The 17,619-nt window shown below is 54.1% G+C and carries 15 protein-coding genes and 1 tRNA gene; 2 read left to right on the top strand and 14 right to left on the bottom strand.

What is annotated here, in order from left to right; all coding sequences use genetic code 11:
- The 14 genes from AB8B75_RS20570 to AB8B75_RS20505 all read right to left on the bottom strand — a co-directional run bounded on the left by AB8B75_RS20570 (position 1) and on the right by AB8B75_RS20505 (position 15,370).
- Positions 1-657 carry a class II aldolase/adducin family protein gene (locus AB8B75_RS20570; protein WP_405364852.1) on the bottom strand — a complete coding sequence of 219 codons (657 nt, stop codon included), beginning with the start codon at positions 655-657 and terminating at the stop codon, positions 1-3.
- Positions 658-660: 3 nt separating this feature from the next.
- Entirely contained in the window at positions 661-1,710 is a 1,050-nt protein-coding gene (locus AB8B75_RS20565) for a 2-hydroxyacid dehydrogenase (protein WP_405364850.1), read from the bottom strand.
- Between the two features lie 2 nt (positions 1,711-1,712).
- Complete coding sequence (locus tag AB8B75_RS20560) at positions 1,713-3,269, bottom strand: FGGY family carbohydrate kinase (RefSeq protein ID WP_405364848.1); 1,557 nt, start codon at positions 3,267-3,269, stop codon at positions 1,713-1,715.
- Positions 3,266-4,393 (bottom strand): ABC transporter ATP-binding protein, encoded by a 1,128-nt coding sequence (locus tag AB8B75_RS20555; protein ID WP_405364846.1) that lies wholly within the window; start codon positions 4,391-4,393, stop codon positions 3,266-3,268. The genes AB8B75_RS20560 and AB8B75_RS20555 overlap by 4 nt, the downstream gene beginning before the upstream one ends.
- Complete coding sequence (locus AB8B75_RS20550; RefSeq protein WP_405364844.1) at positions 4,390-5,499, bottom strand: ABC transporter ATP-binding protein; 1,110 nt, start codon at positions 5,497-5,499, stop codon at positions 4,390-4,392. The genes AB8B75_RS20555 and AB8B75_RS20550 overlap by 4 nt, the downstream gene beginning before the upstream one ends.
- Positions 5,500-5,502: 3 nt before the next feature.
- Positions 5,503-6,291, bottom strand: coding sequence for a carbohydrate ABC transporter permease (locus AB8B75_RS20545; protein WP_405364842.1), 789 nt, complete (start codon positions 6,289-6,291; stop codon positions 5,503-5,505).
- An 81-nt stretch (positions 6,292-6,372) separates the two neighbouring features.
- Complete coding sequence (locus AB8B75_RS20540) at positions 6,373-7,290, bottom strand: carbohydrate ABC transporter permease (RefSeq protein ID WP_405364840.1); 918 nt, start codon at positions 7,288-7,290, stop codon at positions 6,373-6,375.
- A gap of 118 nt (positions 7,291-7,408) precedes the next feature.
- A complete protein-coding gene (locus AB8B75_RS20535) occupies positions 7,409-8,854 on the bottom strand; it encodes an ABC transporter substrate-binding protein (RefSeq protein WP_405364838.1) in 1,446 nt (481 codons plus the stop codon).
- Between the two features lie 21 nt (positions 8,855-8,875).
- Positions 8,876-9,826 (bottom strand): sugar-binding transcriptional regulator, encoded by a 951-nt coding sequence (locus AB8B75_RS20530; protein ID WP_405364836.1) that lies wholly within the window; start codon positions 9,824-9,826, stop codon positions 8,876-8,878.
- A gap of 188 nt (positions 9,827-10,014) precedes the next feature.
- Positions 10,015-10,863 carry a sugar phosphate isomerase/epimerase family protein gene (locus AB8B75_RS20525; protein ID WP_405364834.1) on the bottom strand — a complete coding sequence of 283 codons (849 nt, stop codon included), beginning with the start codon at positions 10,861-10,863 and terminating at the stop codon, positions 10,015-10,017.
- On the bottom strand, positions 10,863-11,855 hold the full coding sequence (locus AB8B75_RS20520) for an ABC transporter permease (RefSeq protein ID WP_405364832.1): 993 nt from the start codon (positions 11,853-11,855) through the stop codon (positions 10,863-10,865). Before AB8B75_RS20520 ends, AB8B75_RS20525 begins: the two co-directional genes overlap by 1 nt.
- Entirely contained in the window at positions 11,852-12,838 is a 987-nt protein-coding gene (locus AB8B75_RS20515) for an ABC transporter permease (protein WP_405364830.1), read from the bottom strand. The genes AB8B75_RS20520 and AB8B75_RS20515 overlap by 4 nt, the downstream gene beginning before the upstream one ends.
- Positions 12,831-14,327, bottom strand: coding sequence for a sugar ABC transporter ATP-binding protein (locus AB8B75_RS20510; protein ID WP_405364828.1), 1,497 nt, complete (start codon positions 14,325-14,327; stop codon positions 12,831-12,833). Before AB8B75_RS20510 ends, AB8B75_RS20515 begins: the two co-directional genes overlap by 8 nt.
- A gap of 65 nt (positions 14,328-14,392) precedes the next feature.
- Positions 14,393-15,370, bottom strand: coding sequence for a substrate-binding domain-containing protein (locus tag AB8B75_RS20505; RefSeq protein WP_405364826.1), 978 nt, complete (start codon positions 15,368-15,370; stop codon positions 14,393-14,395).
- Positions 15,371-15,570: 200 nt separating this feature from the next.
- Between AB8B75_RS20505 and AB8B75_RS20500 the strand changes: the two genes are divergently transcribed.
- Together AB8B75_RS20500 and AB8B75_RS20495 are read left to right on the top strand one after the other, a co-directional pair.
- Entirely contained in the window at positions 15,571-16,578 is a 1,008-nt protein-coding gene (locus tag AB8B75_RS20500; protein WP_405364824.1) for a LacI family DNA-binding transcriptional regulator, read from the top strand.
- Positions 16,579-17,338: 760 nt separating this feature from the next.
- Positions 17,339-17,415: transfer RNA gene (locus tag AB8B75_RS20495), tRNA-Arg, on the top strand.
- Positions 17,416-17,619: the final 204 nt, after the last annotated feature.

The raw sequence follows: 17,619 nt of genomic DNA, 5'->3' as shown, positions 1-17,619 counted from the left end.
CTACTCCTCTGAAGCCTGCGGGCCATAGCTTGCAAATGACAAGGCGGTTTTCTCAATATCCGCCGCACTCAAAATGTGAGGCTCACCAACCAGCAAACTGTGGTAATACTGGCTGGCCAACAACTCCAGCTCACCTGCCAACCACATCGCACGCGTCATGTTTGGTCCTGCGACGACCATACCGTGGTTTGCCATCAGGCACCCGGCGCTGCCGTCCATCGCATCCAGAACCATCTTTGACAAATCATCGGTACCAAAAGTGGTGTAATCCGAGCATTTGATCTCTGTCGTTCCAAAAGCGGCCATCATGTAGTGAACGGCGGGGATGGGTTTGCGCAAGATCGACAGTATGGTGGCGAATGGTGCATGGGTGTGCACGACCGCCCCTGCGTCTTTGCGCGACGCTAGGATGCCACGGTGAAAGCGCCACTCGGTCGAAGGTTTGCACGGACCTTCCCATGCACCTGTGTCATCGTCGATGGCAATTTTGGCAACCTGATCGGGCGACATTTGCGCACTCGGAATACCTGAGGGCGTAATCAGCATGTGATCACCGCAACGGGCCGAGACATTGCCGGATGCGCCCTTGTTCATTCCTTCGCGGCTCAACTCCTGATAGGCGGCAACGACTTCGGTTCGGATTTCGGATTCATTCACAGGTCAGGCTCCACAAAGATTGTTGAGGGGGTTTCCGGTGATGTAATTCTTCACATCCTCGGCAAGAACTTGGGCGGCGTATTGGGCAGTGCGCACCGAGGCGCCCGCGATATGCGGCGTGAGCGTCACGTTATCCAGCTGGAGCAAAGACCAGTCGGGCGGAGTGGGCTCGACAGAGAATGTCTCCAGCATGGCCGATCCGATTGTGCCATTCGCCAGCGCCTCATAGAGATCGTCGTAGTTACACAAAGGCCCGCGCGCCGTGTTGATCAGCAAGGCGTCCTTTTTCATCTTGGCCAACGTGTCTTTGTTAATCATTTGGGTGGTTTCTTCGGACACGCGCGGGTGCAAGGTGACGACGTCACTTTCACGCAACAGTGTGTCGAGCGAGACCTGTTCTACGCCTGCCGCTGCATCAGTGGGATCTAATTGCACGTATGGATCGCTGACCAGAATGCGACAGCCAAAGGCCTGCAAAATCTTGACCAAACGTGTGCCGATCTTGCCGTAACCAATCACGCCCACGGTCATTTCATTCAGCTCGCGCCCGGTCGTATCGGCACGGTACAGATCACCGCGCCACACACCTTTGCGCAGGCTTTCATGACCCACGCGGATCTTGCGTGTTTCCGCCAGCATCGCGCCGATGGTGAACTCGGCAACCGCCGACGCATTCCGACCCGGCGCCCGTACAACTTGCACACCGCGATTTTTTGCGGCGGCAATGTCGACATTCACAGGACCGCCCCGTGAACAGGCGATGAATCTGAGGTTCGGCAGGGCTTGCAACATGCCGTCGGTGACAGGGGATTGGTGCATTACAAGAATTTCTGCATCCCCGATGAATTCCACGACCTCATCAATATCGCCGATGAACTCCTTGATCGAGATATTCTCGCCCCCTGCATAACCGTGGACCACTGGGCTGTTGGGCCAATCCTCTTGCCGCAGACGGCAGCTCAGATCGTGATCAGGGCAGGCTTTGCGCACCTCCTCTTCAAAAACTTCGGGCAGGATGAAGTAGTCGCCAATAATCGCAATTTTACGTACCATGTTCAGGTGTCCTTTCGGTCTGCGAGCGCGTGCCATATCGGATGAAGTGCCTCGCGCGCTGCTACGTAATTGGGAAAGTGTGCGGTATAGATGTCGACCAGTTGCGAAGCGGGGGGTTCCTGTTCGCCCAGAAGTGGCGAGACCCATTCGCTCAGGCACTGCTCCATGCTGTCGTAGACACCGACGGATACGGCGGCGATCATAGCGGCACCGGCGGCGCCTGCTTCTTCGCGGGTCGATTGGCGAACGGATGCACCCAATGTGCCAGCCAGGACGTCGCGCAACCCTTGGGAGCGCGCAGCGCCACCGGTTAAACGTACTTCCCGCGGGACTTGCCCCATTGCGGAGTAGCAGTCGCGAGCTGCAAACCCCAAACCCTCGATCGTGCCGCGCACCAGATCACCAAAGCTGTGGTTTGAATTCAAGCCGATGAAACTGGACCTGGCTGTGTGGTCGATGAACGGGCCCCGTTCGCCCGCGTCGGAGATGTAAGGGTGATATAGCAGTGAGGCCGGCTGCGTGCTCGCAATCCAGCCATCGATAAGTGTTAGAAGTCGGCTTTTTTCAGTCGGTGCACCTAGACTTTCGGCGACCTGTTCGGCCAAGCCCAGAACCCAATCTATGTTCAATGTTCCCGCCATATTCGTTTGCAATTGGGCGGCGACACCATCAATCGGCATCAGCATGACGTAGCCCGATTGCAGATTCGTGTTCAGATCTATGTCAGTGGATTGCTTAACGCGGATATGCACGCCCGTGGTGCCGACGATGGTGCATCCAACGGCCGTGTTGGGGTCATAGGCACCTGCACCCAAAGCGCAGCAAACGACATCGACATATGCCAGAACAATCGGCGTGCCTGATAGCAGGCCGGTTTGTATGGCCGCGGATGGAGACAGCGGGTGATGTGTCGTTGCTCCATCGCAGATGGGAGGTATCAAAGATGTGTATGTGCCGAGATTATAGAAGTCGATCACCTCATCCGAGTAGTCGCGGGTCTTGTAGTCGCCGAAGGTAAAGCAGGCCTCCGACGGATCGGTTGCGCGGACACCCGTGAGATTTAGGTACAACCAGTCCTTACAGTGAAAGGCTGTTGCGGCTTGATCCAATTTCTCAGGGCAATGCGCCATCATATCCGTCAGCTGGGCGCCTTGCTGACAAGGATTGAGGCCGGTTCCCGTACGTTCAAACCGTGCGATGTCGTCGGAACGTTGGCGCAGAGCTTCTGCCGTTGCGCCAGCGCGCGCATCCAGCCAAAGCCAAGCGTCGCCAACTGGATTTGCGTCTTTATCAGCAAGCCATGTGCCATCGCCTTGTCCCGTCACCGCGACTGCAACGACGCGGTTGGCCAGATCAGGGAGGTTATCGGCCAGCTGGCGCAGCGATTGGGCACAATCATCCCATGTTTGGTCCAATGGTTGCGTAGCCGCCCCGCCTTCGGCGGTGGTGTATCGATTGGGTACGGCGGCGGTCGCAATTTGCTTGCCGGTCAAATCAAACGCGATGGATTTGATAACGGACGTTCCCGCGTCAATGCCTATGATCAGGTCTTTGCTCATCCGACCAGCCGCGCTCCGTGACTGATCGCCATGCCCGTTTTGGGGTCGAAAATATGGATGTCAGACGGTTCCAGATGAACCGCGATTTCCTGATCTTGTGCCAACTGCGCGCGGTCGTGTTCGACAAGGACCAGCGATCCTCCAGCGAAGTTTGCGGCAATGTGGCTTTGATCGCCAAGCCATTGATTGGCGACGACCGTTGCGGGCGATCCTGTTTCGCAGCGTTGTACCGCATAGGGACGAACGCCCAGAACGACGTCGGTCATCTCGGTCAGACGGGCGCGCAGTTCCGGCGAAAAAGCGTCCGTTGGATAAGTCAACACAACGTCACCTTCGAGCTGCAGGGATACCGTCGCATCCGCGATGCTTGCTGCGGCAGGAAAGACGTTCATCGGCGGCTCGCCCACGAAAGTTCCGGTGAACAGATTGGCGGGAGATTTCTTTATTTCTTCAGGGCTCGCGAATTGCTGAAGCTCACCGGCTTCCATAACTGCAATTCTGTCCGCCAGTGCGTTTGCCTCGGTCTGATCATGGGTCACAAGGATCGCGGTGAGGCCGCGTTCCTTAATGTAAGATTTTATGCGCCCGCGCAGCAGCGTGCGCAGTTGCGGCTCAAGCTGACCCATCGGTTCGTCGAGAAGATAGAGGTCAGCGTCACGGATCAAAGCGCGTCCGAGTGAGGCGCGCTGTTGCTGACCACCAGAGATTGATGACGGGTACTTGTCGAGAATTTCGGTGATTTCGAGCATCGCGGCGACGTCTTCGACTTTGGCAGATACGTCGCCCGCAGACAGGCTTCCGCTTTTCAAAGCGAAAGCGATATTTTCGCGCACGGTCACTGTCGGGTAAAGGGAGTACCCTTCAAACGCCATGGCCACGTTGCGTTGCACCGGAGACAACATATGGATTTCGCGCCCGCCGATACTGATCTTGCCACGGCTGACGGCTTCGAAGCCCGCAACCATGCGTAAAGTTGAGGTCTTGCCACAGCCTGACGAACCCAAAAGAGCAATGATCTCTCCCTGCATCACTTGCATGGAAATATTGCGAACAGCATGCACGCCTTGGTCGATGGGGCCATAGAATTTGTCCACGGCATCAAGATCCAGCATCACATCACTCATGCTACTTTTCCCTCTACAGCGGTCTCAAGCGGTTCGATCAGCACGCCGGTGAGTTTGTCGAAGATCAATGCTCTGGCCGCATCAATGGTAACGAATGTGTCGCCTTCCGCCGGACCATCAGTTCCGGAGGGGCGAGAGGCCATAATTTCGCGACCCCGTGCCGTGTGGCACAGATTGACCGTTTTTTCGTTCAAGGGTGTTTCGGCATCAACCGTGACGGGCACCGCTCTTTCGTGATCCTCGCCCACGAACAAAACGGATTCCGGACGAATGCCGAGGACACAGTCTTTGCCAACTACGTGGCTATAGCCCATATCCAAATCGATACGTTTACCGGAGATCAGGGCGAACACGCCAGCGGCATCCTGTTGCAGCTTCACATCAAGGAAGTTGATGACTGGATCGCCGAACAGGCGCGCGATATCCATATTCCCAGGGGCTAGGTAAATCTGTTCCGGCGTCCCAACCTGTTGGATAACCCCGCCATTGATCACGGCAATCTCATCGCCGAAAGCCATCGCCTCTTTGTAATCTTGGGTCACATAGATGACGGTCGCGTTCTGGTCTGACAGAAGCCGAGGCAATTCAAGGCGCATCTCAAACCGCAGCTTGGCGTCAACATTGCGCAAAGGATCATCGAGCAGCAGGATTTTTGGCTTGCCTGCCAAAGCGCGGGCCAAGGCGGTGCGCTGCTTTTGGCCATTTGACAGCTCTTTGGGCTTGTGGCTCAGGACGTGGTCGATCTTGAGCAGTTTTGCGAGCGCTTGCACGCCGGTTTGGATCGCGGTTTTGTCCTGCTTTTGCGCGGTCAGCGGGCTGGCAATGTTGGCATGCGCGTCCATATGCGGGAAAAGCGCGAAGTTCTGGAAGGCCATCCCGATATTGCGATCTTCAGGTTCAACACCATCGACATCGACGCCGGAAATCTTGATCTGGCCAGCGTCGGGTTCAACAACTCCGGCGATCAGGCGCAGCAGCACCGTTTTACCAGCACCGGACGGACCGAAAAGCACGAGCGTCTGACCCTCGGGCACGTGCAAGGATACTTTATCCAGCACCGTATCGTCCTTGAAGCTTTTGCTGATGTCAGTGAGTTCAAGCGACATGATCTACCCCTTCACCGCGCCAAGCGACAGGCCTTCGACGAGGTAACGTTGGGCGTAAAGCGCGAGCGCAAATGTCGGTGCGATTGACAACATTATCCCCGCCGCGATCTGTCCGTAGTTGATGCCGGATGCTGTGATGAAAGCCAGCGCGCCAACTGTGACGGGTTGTTTGTCGGCAGAGGCGAGGACCAGCGCGAAAATAAAATTGTTCCATGCGAAGATGAAAGCCAGCAAACCTGCGGCAGCGATACCGGGGCCCGCGAGAGGCAGCGCGATTTTGCGAAACGTCGCCCAGAACCCATGGCCTGCGATACGGTAGGCGTATTCTATATCGGCGGGGATATCTTCGAAATAACCGCGCACGATCCAGAGGATCAGGGGCAAGACAATCAGCTGGTACACCCAAATGAGACCGCCGTAGGTGTCGGCCAATCCGATCTGTTGGAAGTAGATGGTCAGCGGCAGGAGCACCAAGAGAGGTGGAGCGAAGCGGAAGGACAAGAGCGTGAAGGCGATGTCTTCCGAGCCGCGGAATTTAAGCCGCGCGAAGGCGTAAGCGGCAGGCACGCCCAGAATCAGGCCGACGGTGACCGACGTGACCGACAGGAAGAGCGAGTTGTACAGGTTGGACATAAACGCGATCTCGAGCGTAGCGGTGCTGCCTTCTAACTTGCCGGAGATCAGCGAACGGTAATTTGTCAGCGTCGGTTCGAAGAATGGCGATGGCGGGACGCGCAGGATCGTTTCGTTTGTCTGGAACGACATCAGGAAGATCCACAGGATCGGGAACATGAAAAACAGGATAATCGCTGTAATCGCTATACCGCGCAGGACGCTCTCGAGGGTGCTGGTAGTTTGCATCTTTGAGTTCCTCTATGCGTCGCCACGCGCTTTTTCGCGCAGACGGAGCCAGTTCTTGATGAAGATGTTCGACAGAAAATAGGTGATGGCCCAGAGGATCATCAAAAGAGCCGCCGAGCGCCCTACGTTCGTAGATTGAAAGAAATTCAGATAGGCCTCCACCTGAAAGACCGTCAGCGTGTCGCCAGGACCGCCTTGGGTCATGGCATAGATGATGTCGAATTGCTGGATTGATTCGATAACGCGGAAGAGTGTCGCGGTCAGCAGAAACGGCGTTAGCATGGGCAGGGTAATTTTCCAGAACACGAAGAGACGCGGGACGCCATCAAGCTCTGCCGCCTCGAACGGTTGTCGCGGGAGTGATCTGAGACCTGCCAGCAGAAGGATCATGATGAACGGCGTGTAGACCCAGACATCGACTATGACGACAGTCAACATTGCGGTGGAGGGATCAGACGCCCATCGCATGTCTTCAATGCCAACGAGTTCCGCAAAATAGCTCAGTACGCCGAAGCCGGGGTTGGTCATGAGTTTCCACATCAGGGATGCCAAGGCCGGCGCCGTCATCAGCGGCATGAGCAGCATGATGGAGACGAAGTTGTTAAACCGCGTGCGTTTTTGCAGCAACAACGCGATAGCGAGTCCCAAGAGGAGCTCCACCCCGACGGTCACAAACGCATAGGTCATGGAGACCTTGAGCGTGTTCCAAAAAGACGGGTCGGTCATGAAATTGAGGTAGTTCTCGCCCCAATTGTATTGTCGCGCCCAAGGTTGGGACAAGCGGTATCGTTGCAGGGAATAGGCGACTGCTGTGAAGAATGGGATCAGAATGCCAATGCAGGTCAGCAGCGCAGGCAGGCTCAAGAGGTACGGCAGGTACTTCTTGTTGACCTTGAACTTGCGCTTAGGTGGGTCGACTGCGGTTGCCATTGCACATCTCTCTTATGCCCGTGCTGAGAGCCGGTGCATCTTAGGTATTTTCGGGGTCGTCGGAGTATCCTGCCGCCCAATTGGAAAATCAGGCGGCAGGCACAATTGGGTTTGAGAATTAACCCAATCCGGCTTCTTTGAGCTGTCGGTCAACGCTTTGCGCAAGCTGATCCAGCCCTTCATCTACAGGCACTTCGTTAGCAACCATCTTTTGCAACGTCGCCGCCCATTCGGTCGTTAAGTCGAAAAACAATGGCTGTGCCGTGAAGTGGATTTTCGCACCCGGCGCAGACAGGTCATGCATGTCGACATATCCCGAGTAGCTCTCGTCTAGACGCGAACGGAAGCCTGCATCTGCCCAGACAGATTTGCGCACGGGATTGACGAAATCCATCTCTGTGGCACCAAACAGACCATGTTCAGGACCAGAGGCCCATTGCATGAAGTACCATGCAGCATCCTTCTTCTTTGATGCATTTGCCATGGCAAGCGACCAGATCCAGATGTTAGGCGTTGGCGCAGCCGCATCAGGGTTTGCAGCGAAAGGCGCAAAGGACAGGTTGCCTGCTTCGGCATTATCGCCACCATTCATGAAGTAGCCAAGAATGTCTGCGTCAAAGATCATCGCAGATTTGCCCGCACCAAGATCCGTCCCGGCTTGATACCAAGTATGGGTTGACCAATCTGGTGCGCCACTTTCCTGGATCATCTGGACCCATTTCTCATGCATGGCACGCGATACATCGGTGTTCATGGCCGCTGACAGCTTGCCGTCATCACCCACATTCAAGTCTTTCTCGCCATAGTTGGCATAAGCAGACAGGAAGCCCGGGTGGATCGTGGCCCAGGACCGCGAACCGCGAACACCAATGCCGTAAACTCCATCCAATTTGGATTTCGCTTCGGACGCTGTGCTGACCAACTCGTCAAGGTTAGTGGGGATAGACAAACCAGCTTCGCTGAACATCCGACTGTTATAGGTCAGGTTGTTCTGCTCATAACCCCACGGGATGCACCATTGCTTGGCATCATCAGATCCAAGAGCGCCACCTGGTTGGCCATTCCATGCACAAGAATCGCGCACGCCTTCGAGCATATCTTCCCAATTGTAATCGGGATTCGTCTTCGATTCGTCACCGATATACTCGTTCAGATCGTCGATCCAACCTGCTGGTCCATAGGTCCAAGTCATATATGCGCCTGTCATGAAGGCATCATACTCACTTGACCCCGAGGAAAGCGCCGCTGTGACCTTATCGAAATAGACATCCTCCGGGAAAATGTCGTATTCGACTTCCATGCCCGTGAGCTCTTTGAAGTTCTCAATGTTTGCTATCATTGCATCGGCATAGGGGTGCTGGTTCAAAAGAAGCTTCACGGTCGTACCCGCGTGCTTCTTCCAATCAAAACCATTCTGGGCAAGCGCCTGGGTGGCGGCGGCATTGACCAGCACCCCGGCAGTCGCCGCTGTAACGCCCATGGATGCCATTCCGCGCAGCATGGAGCGTCTGCTAACCTTTCCGTCGATATACGACTTGGCTAGACTCTTTTCTTTTTCATACATTCTTATCCTCCCTTGGATGTTTTAGGTAACAAGCGCTTTTGCAGTGCGCTCGTCCGTGATGAGGCCATTTAGCAGGCCACTTCTTAGTATTGATCCGATCGCCCGGATCTTCTCGCCCCCGCCTCCTACGGCGACAATTCTGCTGTTCTCCAATGCGTCCATTCCGACCGAAAGCGTGCGGTCCGCAAGTTTGGTTTGAACCCGTTGGCCTCCTTCATCAAAAAAGTGACCTATGAGCTCGCCGACGCCACCGCGCTCGCGAACATCTTGCATGGCGTTCTCCGTCACAACGCCTGCTGTAACCGTTTGCGCGGTCATCTCTGCCGTGCCAATCCCAACAAATTTGAAGGGTGATGTAGCTGCCATTTCTCGGACTTCAGGAACGCCGCGTTGTTGCAGCATGACATCGCGGTCCTCCGCTGAGTTTGCAAAAAATGGAACTGGCATGAAGTAGGCCTCGGCGCCGGTCTTCTCAGCTAACCTGTGCATCACATCATGAGGATTTGCCGCAAAATTTCGCGTCAGACCACCCATCAGGGAAACAAATTTAACGCCATTTGCGTTGAGGCTGGGCATGTGACGCACACAAGAAGCGAGTGTGCGACCATTTCCGACGCCGATCACATCATTGCTCCCATTGGCAATTTCGCGACTTAAGAAACGGCCCCCCGCAAGACCAAGAGCGCGAACTGGCAGTCCTTCTTCCTCAAGATCAGGAACAACTTCACAGTAGGAAAGATCAAAAGTTTCGCAGAGCTTCATTTCCAGCGCGGCACACTCTGCGATTTCACCATCGAAACTGATTTTGACAATGCCTTCCTGGTTTGCACGACCAATCAGACGATGCGCTTTTATTTTGGTAACACCTAACCGTTTTGCTACATCGGTCTGCGACAAACCTCCGCCGTAATGCAACCAAGCCGCCCGCGTCGAAAGGCTCATCTCCTCATCATGGGTAATTGGATAGGACATCAGAATCGGCTCACAGGACCATTTTTGTAAATTGTTACTCTACTTGAAAAAAATTTCAACGTGATATTTTTGATCTCACATTTGGTTCGCGCAGGAGATACCAGTGCTCATGGCCAATTGGGAACGACCATGGCTTAAGCCACCTTGAAGTTGAGCCGCCTAGTCGTTTTCGTTGATGACTTGATACACTACACCAAACGGTACTGGGCAGCTTTGTTGCGAAGAAATGGTAGGCCCTTGTCCATCACTTCTTCGAAGGAATTTGCAACTGGGCGCCATACGGCCAGACCATACCCAACTTCTGGCGGCATGTTGATAAAGCTCTCCATGGCGAGGCCTCCATCGAACCCAATTGCTGCCAAAGTTCCATAGACCTCGTCCCAGTCACAACATCCTTCGCCCGGTGTGCCACGGTCGCTTTCGCTGAGATGAATGTAACGAAGGTGTTCGCGCGCATCGAGAATCCCATTTGCGGCTCCCTTTTCTTCGATGTTCATATGATAGGTATCAAGGTGGATGAATATGTTGTCAGACCCAACCTTTTCGATGAGCTGCTTGGCCTGCCAACCCGTGTTCAAAAGGTGGTTTTCATAGCGGTTAACGGGTTCAATGCCTAATGCGATACCGCACTTCTTGGCATGTTTTGCCGCGACATCCAAAGCGCGGGCTACATTGTCATACTCTTCTTGGGTTGGTGGGACACCCGTGCGCTGCCCGATACCGCCGTAGGTCACACCAGACACGGCAAGACCACCCATTTCGACTGTTTTGTCGATGGCTTTGGTAAGGTGAGCTGCAGCGCCTTCGGGATTGATGCTGGCCCAATTCTCCTCAGGAAGACCAAGGGAACATACTGCTTGGATTTCATATTTGTCCAACAAATCTCTGGTGTGCTCTGCATCGACAATGGACGTGTTCAGGAGTGCGATCTCGATGAAATCCATTTTATACGCTGCAGCTGACGGGATTGTCCGTTCTGCGCCCGCACGATCCCAGTGCATCGTCCACATGCTTGTGTGTACGCCAAAGCCCTTCATCAGGTTGTTCCTTTTTTTCTTGAAAACCATTTTCTCGCTGCGAAACGAATGATCATCACGCCGATCAAGAAGAGTCCCCAGACGGCCGTGCTGAGATGCTGGTTCGCGCCGACTAAATTCAGCCCCGAACTCAGAATTTGAAGGATCATGAGTGCCAGCACCACGGGCAACACGCGACCAAAGCCCCCAAAAGGATCAACGCCGCCGAGAAAACAAGCCAATACGGTCACAAGCAAAAGTGCTTCCCCGTGACCGACCCGCACCGAGTTGAAGCGCGACGCCATAAGGATCCCCGCGATGGCGCAGATAATGCCCGATATCGTGTAGATGAGAGTCAGTGTTCGCTTGGTGTGCAAACCGGAGTACTCTGCAGCACGGATGTTTGACCCGATCATGTAGACTGAATACCCGTGTCGCGTTCGATTGAGCATGACGTGCCACACATATGCCAAGACAAAGAAAATAATAAGAGGCACTGGGAGGCCAATCAGGCTTCCGTGACCGATGCCATTCATGAACTCCGGAAAGCCAGAAATATCGCCACCGCGGGTCAAAAACTCACCCAACCCCCTGAGAAAGATCATCATGGCCAGCGACACCAGAATTGGATGGGCGCCGGTGTAAGCAATGACCCATCCCATCCCTGCCCCAGTGGCAGCACCGACCAAAAGTGCGGCGAGTGACCCCAAAAGGAACGCACCGATCCCGGCATCTGGTCCGCCAAAATAAATAAGAATTGCGGCAAGTGTCAGCCCCGATAAGTTTGCTGTGTAGATAATCGCAAGGTTCAAACCTCCGGACAGAATTGGTACCATCATTGCAAGTGTAAGAAGGCCAAGAACAGGCATCTGAAAAGCCATTGAGCCCAGGTTGGCAGGCGTCAAAAAGAGGGGCGTCGCAATTGAGAAAATCACAACAACGAACGCCAGGAATCCCAGTAACGGCAGGGTTTCTGCGCCGAGCCAGGACTCGAACCGTTGCTTCAGCGTCATTGCGACGTCCTCATGTTTCGCAGATCCCACGAAATATTCGACGTCGAAATGGCAACCAGAATTGTCGCTCCAATGATCATCTGGAACGCAAATGGAGAGACGCCCAAAAGGTTGAGACCGTTCTGAGTAATCGCAACAAACAGGACACCGAGAACGGCGCCTACGACGGTCCCCTTTCCGCCCCCCAGTCGCGCGCCGCCAAGGACGACGGCTGCCAGAACTTCGAGTTCGCGGCCATATAGCGCATTTGGTACAACTTCTTTGGCGATATTCACTTGCATCAGCCCGCCAATACCCGCCATGAGCCCGCACCACCCATAGGCGACCAAGTGCATCGTCCAAATATTGACTCCGGCGCGCCTGGCGCCTTCCGGATTGTCACCGAAGGCGTAGAGTTGGCGACCCAAAGTGGTGTGCTTGATCAATATGACTGTCGAGGCGACGCAAACCAACATCACAGCGACTGACAGATTGAGTTCCGACCACGTTCCATTTGTGGACTGATGCTCAAAAATAAAAATGCGATCGACCCACCAATCGGGCAAATTGTAAATGTTCCGACCACGCGTGAAGAACATAAGCAGACCAAAAAACACATTGAAGGTCGCAATCGTAATGACGATAGACACAACACGAAACCCATGGATCAGGGCGGCATTCAAAAATCCCAGCGAGATCCCAAAAAGGCCAGCTACGATCAGCCCAACCGCCCAACCTCCCCCGCCCATCCACCCGAAAACCTGGGCTGACAAGTATTGAACGACTGACGCAGCAACCGCGAAGGAAATATCGATACCGCCAGCAATCAACACCACAAGCAACCCAACTGCCCAAATGAGGTTTACAGCATTGTTGTTCAGCAGCGACGTCACGTTGCCCAACGTCAAGAATGTATCGGTGAAGACCGCCAGAAAGATGCAGATAACGAGAAGCACCACCGCCAATCGAAACTCGACGCGATAAGCTGAAAGCAAGCTAAGCATAGATCTTCGCCTCCAACTGATTGGCCGAAACTTCTCTGGGGTCCAACTCCTCGAGAATACGGCCAGAGGCCATGTGAAGTACGCGATCCGCGTTGAAGAGAACCTCTGTCACTTCGTCAGAGATAAGCAAGATCGCTAATCCTTGTTCGGCAAGGCGCCTGACAATTCTGAAAATGCCTGCTCTGGCGCCAACGTCGACGCCAACCGTTGGGCTGTCGAGGATGAGAAGTTTGGGTTCAGTGGCCAGCCATTTAGCCAAAACCACGCGTTGCTGGTTCCCACCTGACAGAGTGGATACGGCGTCGGCGGGCATTCCAACCTTGATCGCGAGATCGTTAATCCACTTCTCCACCAAGTTCTGCCGACGCGCGGCACTCAGCAATCCAGAAGGGTTCTGCAGTCTGTGGATAACGGACATTACGGTGTTATCTGCTATACTTTGTGGCTGTATGAGGCCCAGAGACAGCCTGTCTTCGGAGACGTAGGCAATCCCTGAAGCGATCGCTTCGCGAATATTCTTGGGTGTTATTTGCTGTCCATCCAGTAGCACTTCACCGGACTCCGGACGCGCCATCCCGATGATGGCATGGGCAAGTTCCGTTCGCCCTGCACCGATCAGTCCGATCAGCCCCACGATCTCGCCCGCCTTGATTGAAAAAGACACATCGTGAAACTCATCAGAACGGGTGAGGCCACTTAATGCCAACACGGTGCTGGCGTCTGTCAGTTTCCGTGCGCGAACCTCCGCATCCAGTTTGGAACCTGTCATAAGTTCACCCAACCGGGCTTGTGTCATTCCTTCTGTCGGGAAGACTCCGACAAGTTTGCCGTCACGTATGACAGTAACGCGTGCCGCGATGTCGATGACTTCCGCCAAACGGTGCGAAACGAAAACAATTGCGACGCCTTGCGCAGAAAGAGTTCGCACTACTTCAAGGAGACCATCCGTTTCAGTTTGCGTGAGAGACGCAGTTGGCTCATCCATGAACACCAGCCGCGCTTCACCCATAAGTGCGCGCGCAATGGCGACAATTTGGCGCTGAGCGATTGGCAACTCGCCGACCAGGGTATCTAAAGCCACGGACACGCCGAGACGATCCAAAACAGCAGCAGCGCGCTTGCGGATCTCTTTTCTTTTCACCAGACGCGGCGCACCGCCCACCATTTCGTCAAAGCCAATATTCTCGGCGACTGTCATGTGAGGGAAAAGCGCCAAGTCTTGCCAAATTACGGCAATACCCTGCGCGCGTGATTTTGTCGGATTTGTCTGCTCAATGCGCTGCCCGAACACCTCCAACCCCGCGCCCGGGTCGGGCGCATACACCCCAGTTACAATCTTGATAAGCGTGGATTTTCCACATCCGTTTTCGCCTGCAAGACAATGCACCTCCCCTCGACGGACCTCAAAATCCACTTTGTCGAGCGCGCGTACACCTCCGAAAGTCTTCGTCACACCGGTCAAACGGAGTGCAAGATCCTGCTTTGCCATTTCTAATTACTCACTAATGTCCCGGTCCCCGCAATTCGCGGAGACCAAGACAGGGAGGATCTGACCTAGAGGCCCTTGTCGGCAAGCTCATCGACAGTCGATTTATTGATCTCGAGAAGATTGTCAGTGATGATGTTGCGCGTCGCTGCATCCGGCGAAACAACGCCAAGACCTTCGATTTTGGTGCCTTCGCCAATTTCGGTACCCTCAACCAGCATGTTGCCCATCGTAACAAAGACACGGCCTGCCTCAGCCGGATTCCACATGTACCCGCCAGATATAATGTCGTCTTTCAGCAAGGAACGGCCCTGGCCCGGCGAAAACGGGCCCATGACATGTACCTTGCCACCCAAACGACGTTCTTCAACGGCCCGCCCTGCACCGATTGGCCCTTGGCTCCCGAATGCTAGAAAGCCGCGAAGATCGGGGTTTGCTGCGATGAGGTCCAAAGCGGTTGAACGGCTGTCGTCCACAGACTCGGCCACACCATAGCGTTCACCAACGAGCTCAATCTCGGAGCAGTTGTCGCCCATCCAGGCGATCGCTGCATCCGCCCACGCATTGTGCAATGGAACAGTCAATGACCCAACGTATACGGCAAACTTGCCCGGCTTTTCCGCCTTGGAACAAAGCAGTTCCGCATGGGCTTCTCCGAAACCGTCTGCGGAGGCCAGTTCGAAATTCCAATCAACATTGTTCAGACCAGGGCCTTCGTGAGAAACAACCTTTATTCCTGCATCGCGGGCCTTTTGAAGAACAGGTTCCAAAGCGGCTTCGTCATTTGGCACAACCCCAATCACGTCGACCCCTTTGGCGATGAGGTCTTCGATGGCACGGACTTGCAGCGCGGGATCGGCCGACGTAGGACCGATCATCTCGGCGGACACGCCAAGTTCTGCCGCGCGTTCTTTGATGCCTTCTTCCATCGCATTGAACCATGGAATACCGCCTATTTTCACGACGATCCCCATTTGTGTTTCAGCCTGCGCGCTTGCCGCAAAGCTGAGCGAAATTGCTGTCGAAATTGCCAGAAGCTTCTTCATTTCATCCTCCCGTTTGTGTTTTTGCAGCGTAGCGATTTTCATCGCCCCTCCCAGGTCCACTGCAGCCCAGCGAGGGCCACTACCGATTGCAGCACTCCCGATGCTCAATCGATAATGCAATTATTCAAACACTATCAAATTGAGTGCGTCAAGATGAATGATGTGCGATGAAGGAGCCAAAAGAACTGTGGACGACAGAAATGAAAGAACGCCAGAAAGCCACCATTTACGATATCGCGCAGCTTGCTGGAAACTCTGCATCAACAGTTAGCTACGCCCTTAACGGAACGTGGAAAAAGCGCCGAATCAAACCGGAAACCGTTGAGAAGATAAAGAAAATAGCAAAAGAGAACGGCTATCGCGTCAACCTTCAGGCAAGGAACCTTCGCAATGCAACCTCTGGGTTGCTGGGCATGATCCTGCCTGAACATGACACCCGATTCTTTGCGGAACTCAGTCAAGCTTTCGCGCAGGAAGTCCGCAACCGCGAGTCTTGCCCCGCAATCGTGCTATCAGGTCGCGCCTCAAAGGCGCAAGAAGAGAGCATCCGGTCTTTGATCAGCTACAATGTGGATGCGATCGTAATTGCTGCCGCAACTGATCCTAATCCGTTGGCGAAAATTTGCGCCGAAGCTGGTGTACCGCATGTTTTTGTGGACCACGCCAGCGACCAAGCACCGTCGGTTGTCACAGACAACGCGTTCGGCGCTAAAAAACTGACAGAATCCATACTTGAACGGACAAGGATCGCAGGCACGTCGGGTTTTCAAGACGTCTACTTTTTAGGGGGCGATATCGGTCTCCCGTCGACGCAGGACAGGATTTCCGGTTTCTGCGAAGCACATGACGGCAGATTGGATCGTCCCGCAGAAGATCGGATCATTGCATGCGGATATGCTGCTGAGCCAACGACCCAGGCTTTGAAAAAGCTGCATGAACAATTGGGACGGTTGCCGGCCGCTCTTTTTGTGAATTCAATTATTTGTTTCGAGGGGGTTGTCCGACATCTCGCAACGCTCGAAGAGCAAGAGATCTCCAAATGCGTCTTAGGGTGTTTCGATTACGATCCATTTGTACCCCTTATGCGGTTCCCGGTGCTGATGGTCCGGCAAAGAGCTGATTTGATGATTGAAGTTGCATTTTCCAAACTTGACGATGGTGTCGGCAGTCCTTCTCTCTCTATGGTTCCGCCCGATCTGCTTGTGTGAATTTTTACGTCATCGACTACGTTTCACAAAATTGTAGGTAACTCGTTGAAAGAACCGATACCTTCAAGGCTTCAATGATGGGTTCAAAATGGAGATGCGCAACAGCGAAGCTTCCTAGATATCGTACAAAGAAAAAAATCCGCTCGAGCAGAAACCTTCTAGAAGCGTTTGCTTCGCAAGCGCTTGTCGTTTGACCAAAGACGCTACAACAGCAGGCGGCACCACACGTCTCTGAACGACCTTCCGCCAGCTCCGCAAAGCCGTCACCTTGGCGAAACTCAGGCCCATCCCCCCACACACAATATGGAGCAATCACACGACAGTGCGTAGGCATGGTCGGGGTTACTGACACTGCAAAGTGCAACCAACGCAATTTGCTTGAAATTGACCACATGTTTTGTGATTGCGAGGCGTTGAGAGTAGAACTATACAACTCCTCAGTGGACCTTTTGCTCAGCTGGATAGAGCGCTGCCATCCGAAGGCGGATGTCAAGTCTGGCTAAGTTTTTGGGTGCTGGAAGAAAGAAGTGACTAAACAACGGCTTGAGCGAATATCGGGTTCGCTCTTCATGCCGACGAAAATTTTGCGTAAGCATGACGTAAGCATCTCGCGAACGGTATGCACCCGTAGCTCAGCTGGATAGAGCGCCGCCCTCCGAAGGCAGTTGACAAAATACCTAAGGGACTGCAAGAAAAGAAGAAAAGGACTTATTTGAATAAGCCCGCACAGATACTCGCACAGATATGTGTGAAAAAATGCGGTCCCATAGCTCAGCTGGATAGAGTGCACGCCTCCGAAGCGTGAGGTCGCAGGTTCGAATCCTGCTGGGACCGCCAAATCTTCAAAGAGACTTTCATGCTAGTAATAGTTGACACCGTGAACATTGGAGAAGGGCCTGCCCTGTCTAACGTCAGCGCTTGTGGGTCCAAATAGCGGTATTTGCTAAGAGAGGGTTTGTTGCTCATCGTAACCACTGAGGAGTGGAAGATGAGACAGACAACTGGAACACGCAAAAGCCCTGGCGAGAAGATCGTCAAAGA

This window comes from Roseobacter sp., from assembly GCF_045106495.1.
Taxonomy (GTDB): Bacteria; Pseudomonadota; Alphaproteobacteria; order Rhodobacterales; family Rhodobacteraceae; genus Roseobacter.
Note: the sequence above shows the minus strand (reverse complement) of the source record. Positions and strands in the feature narration are given on the sequence as shown.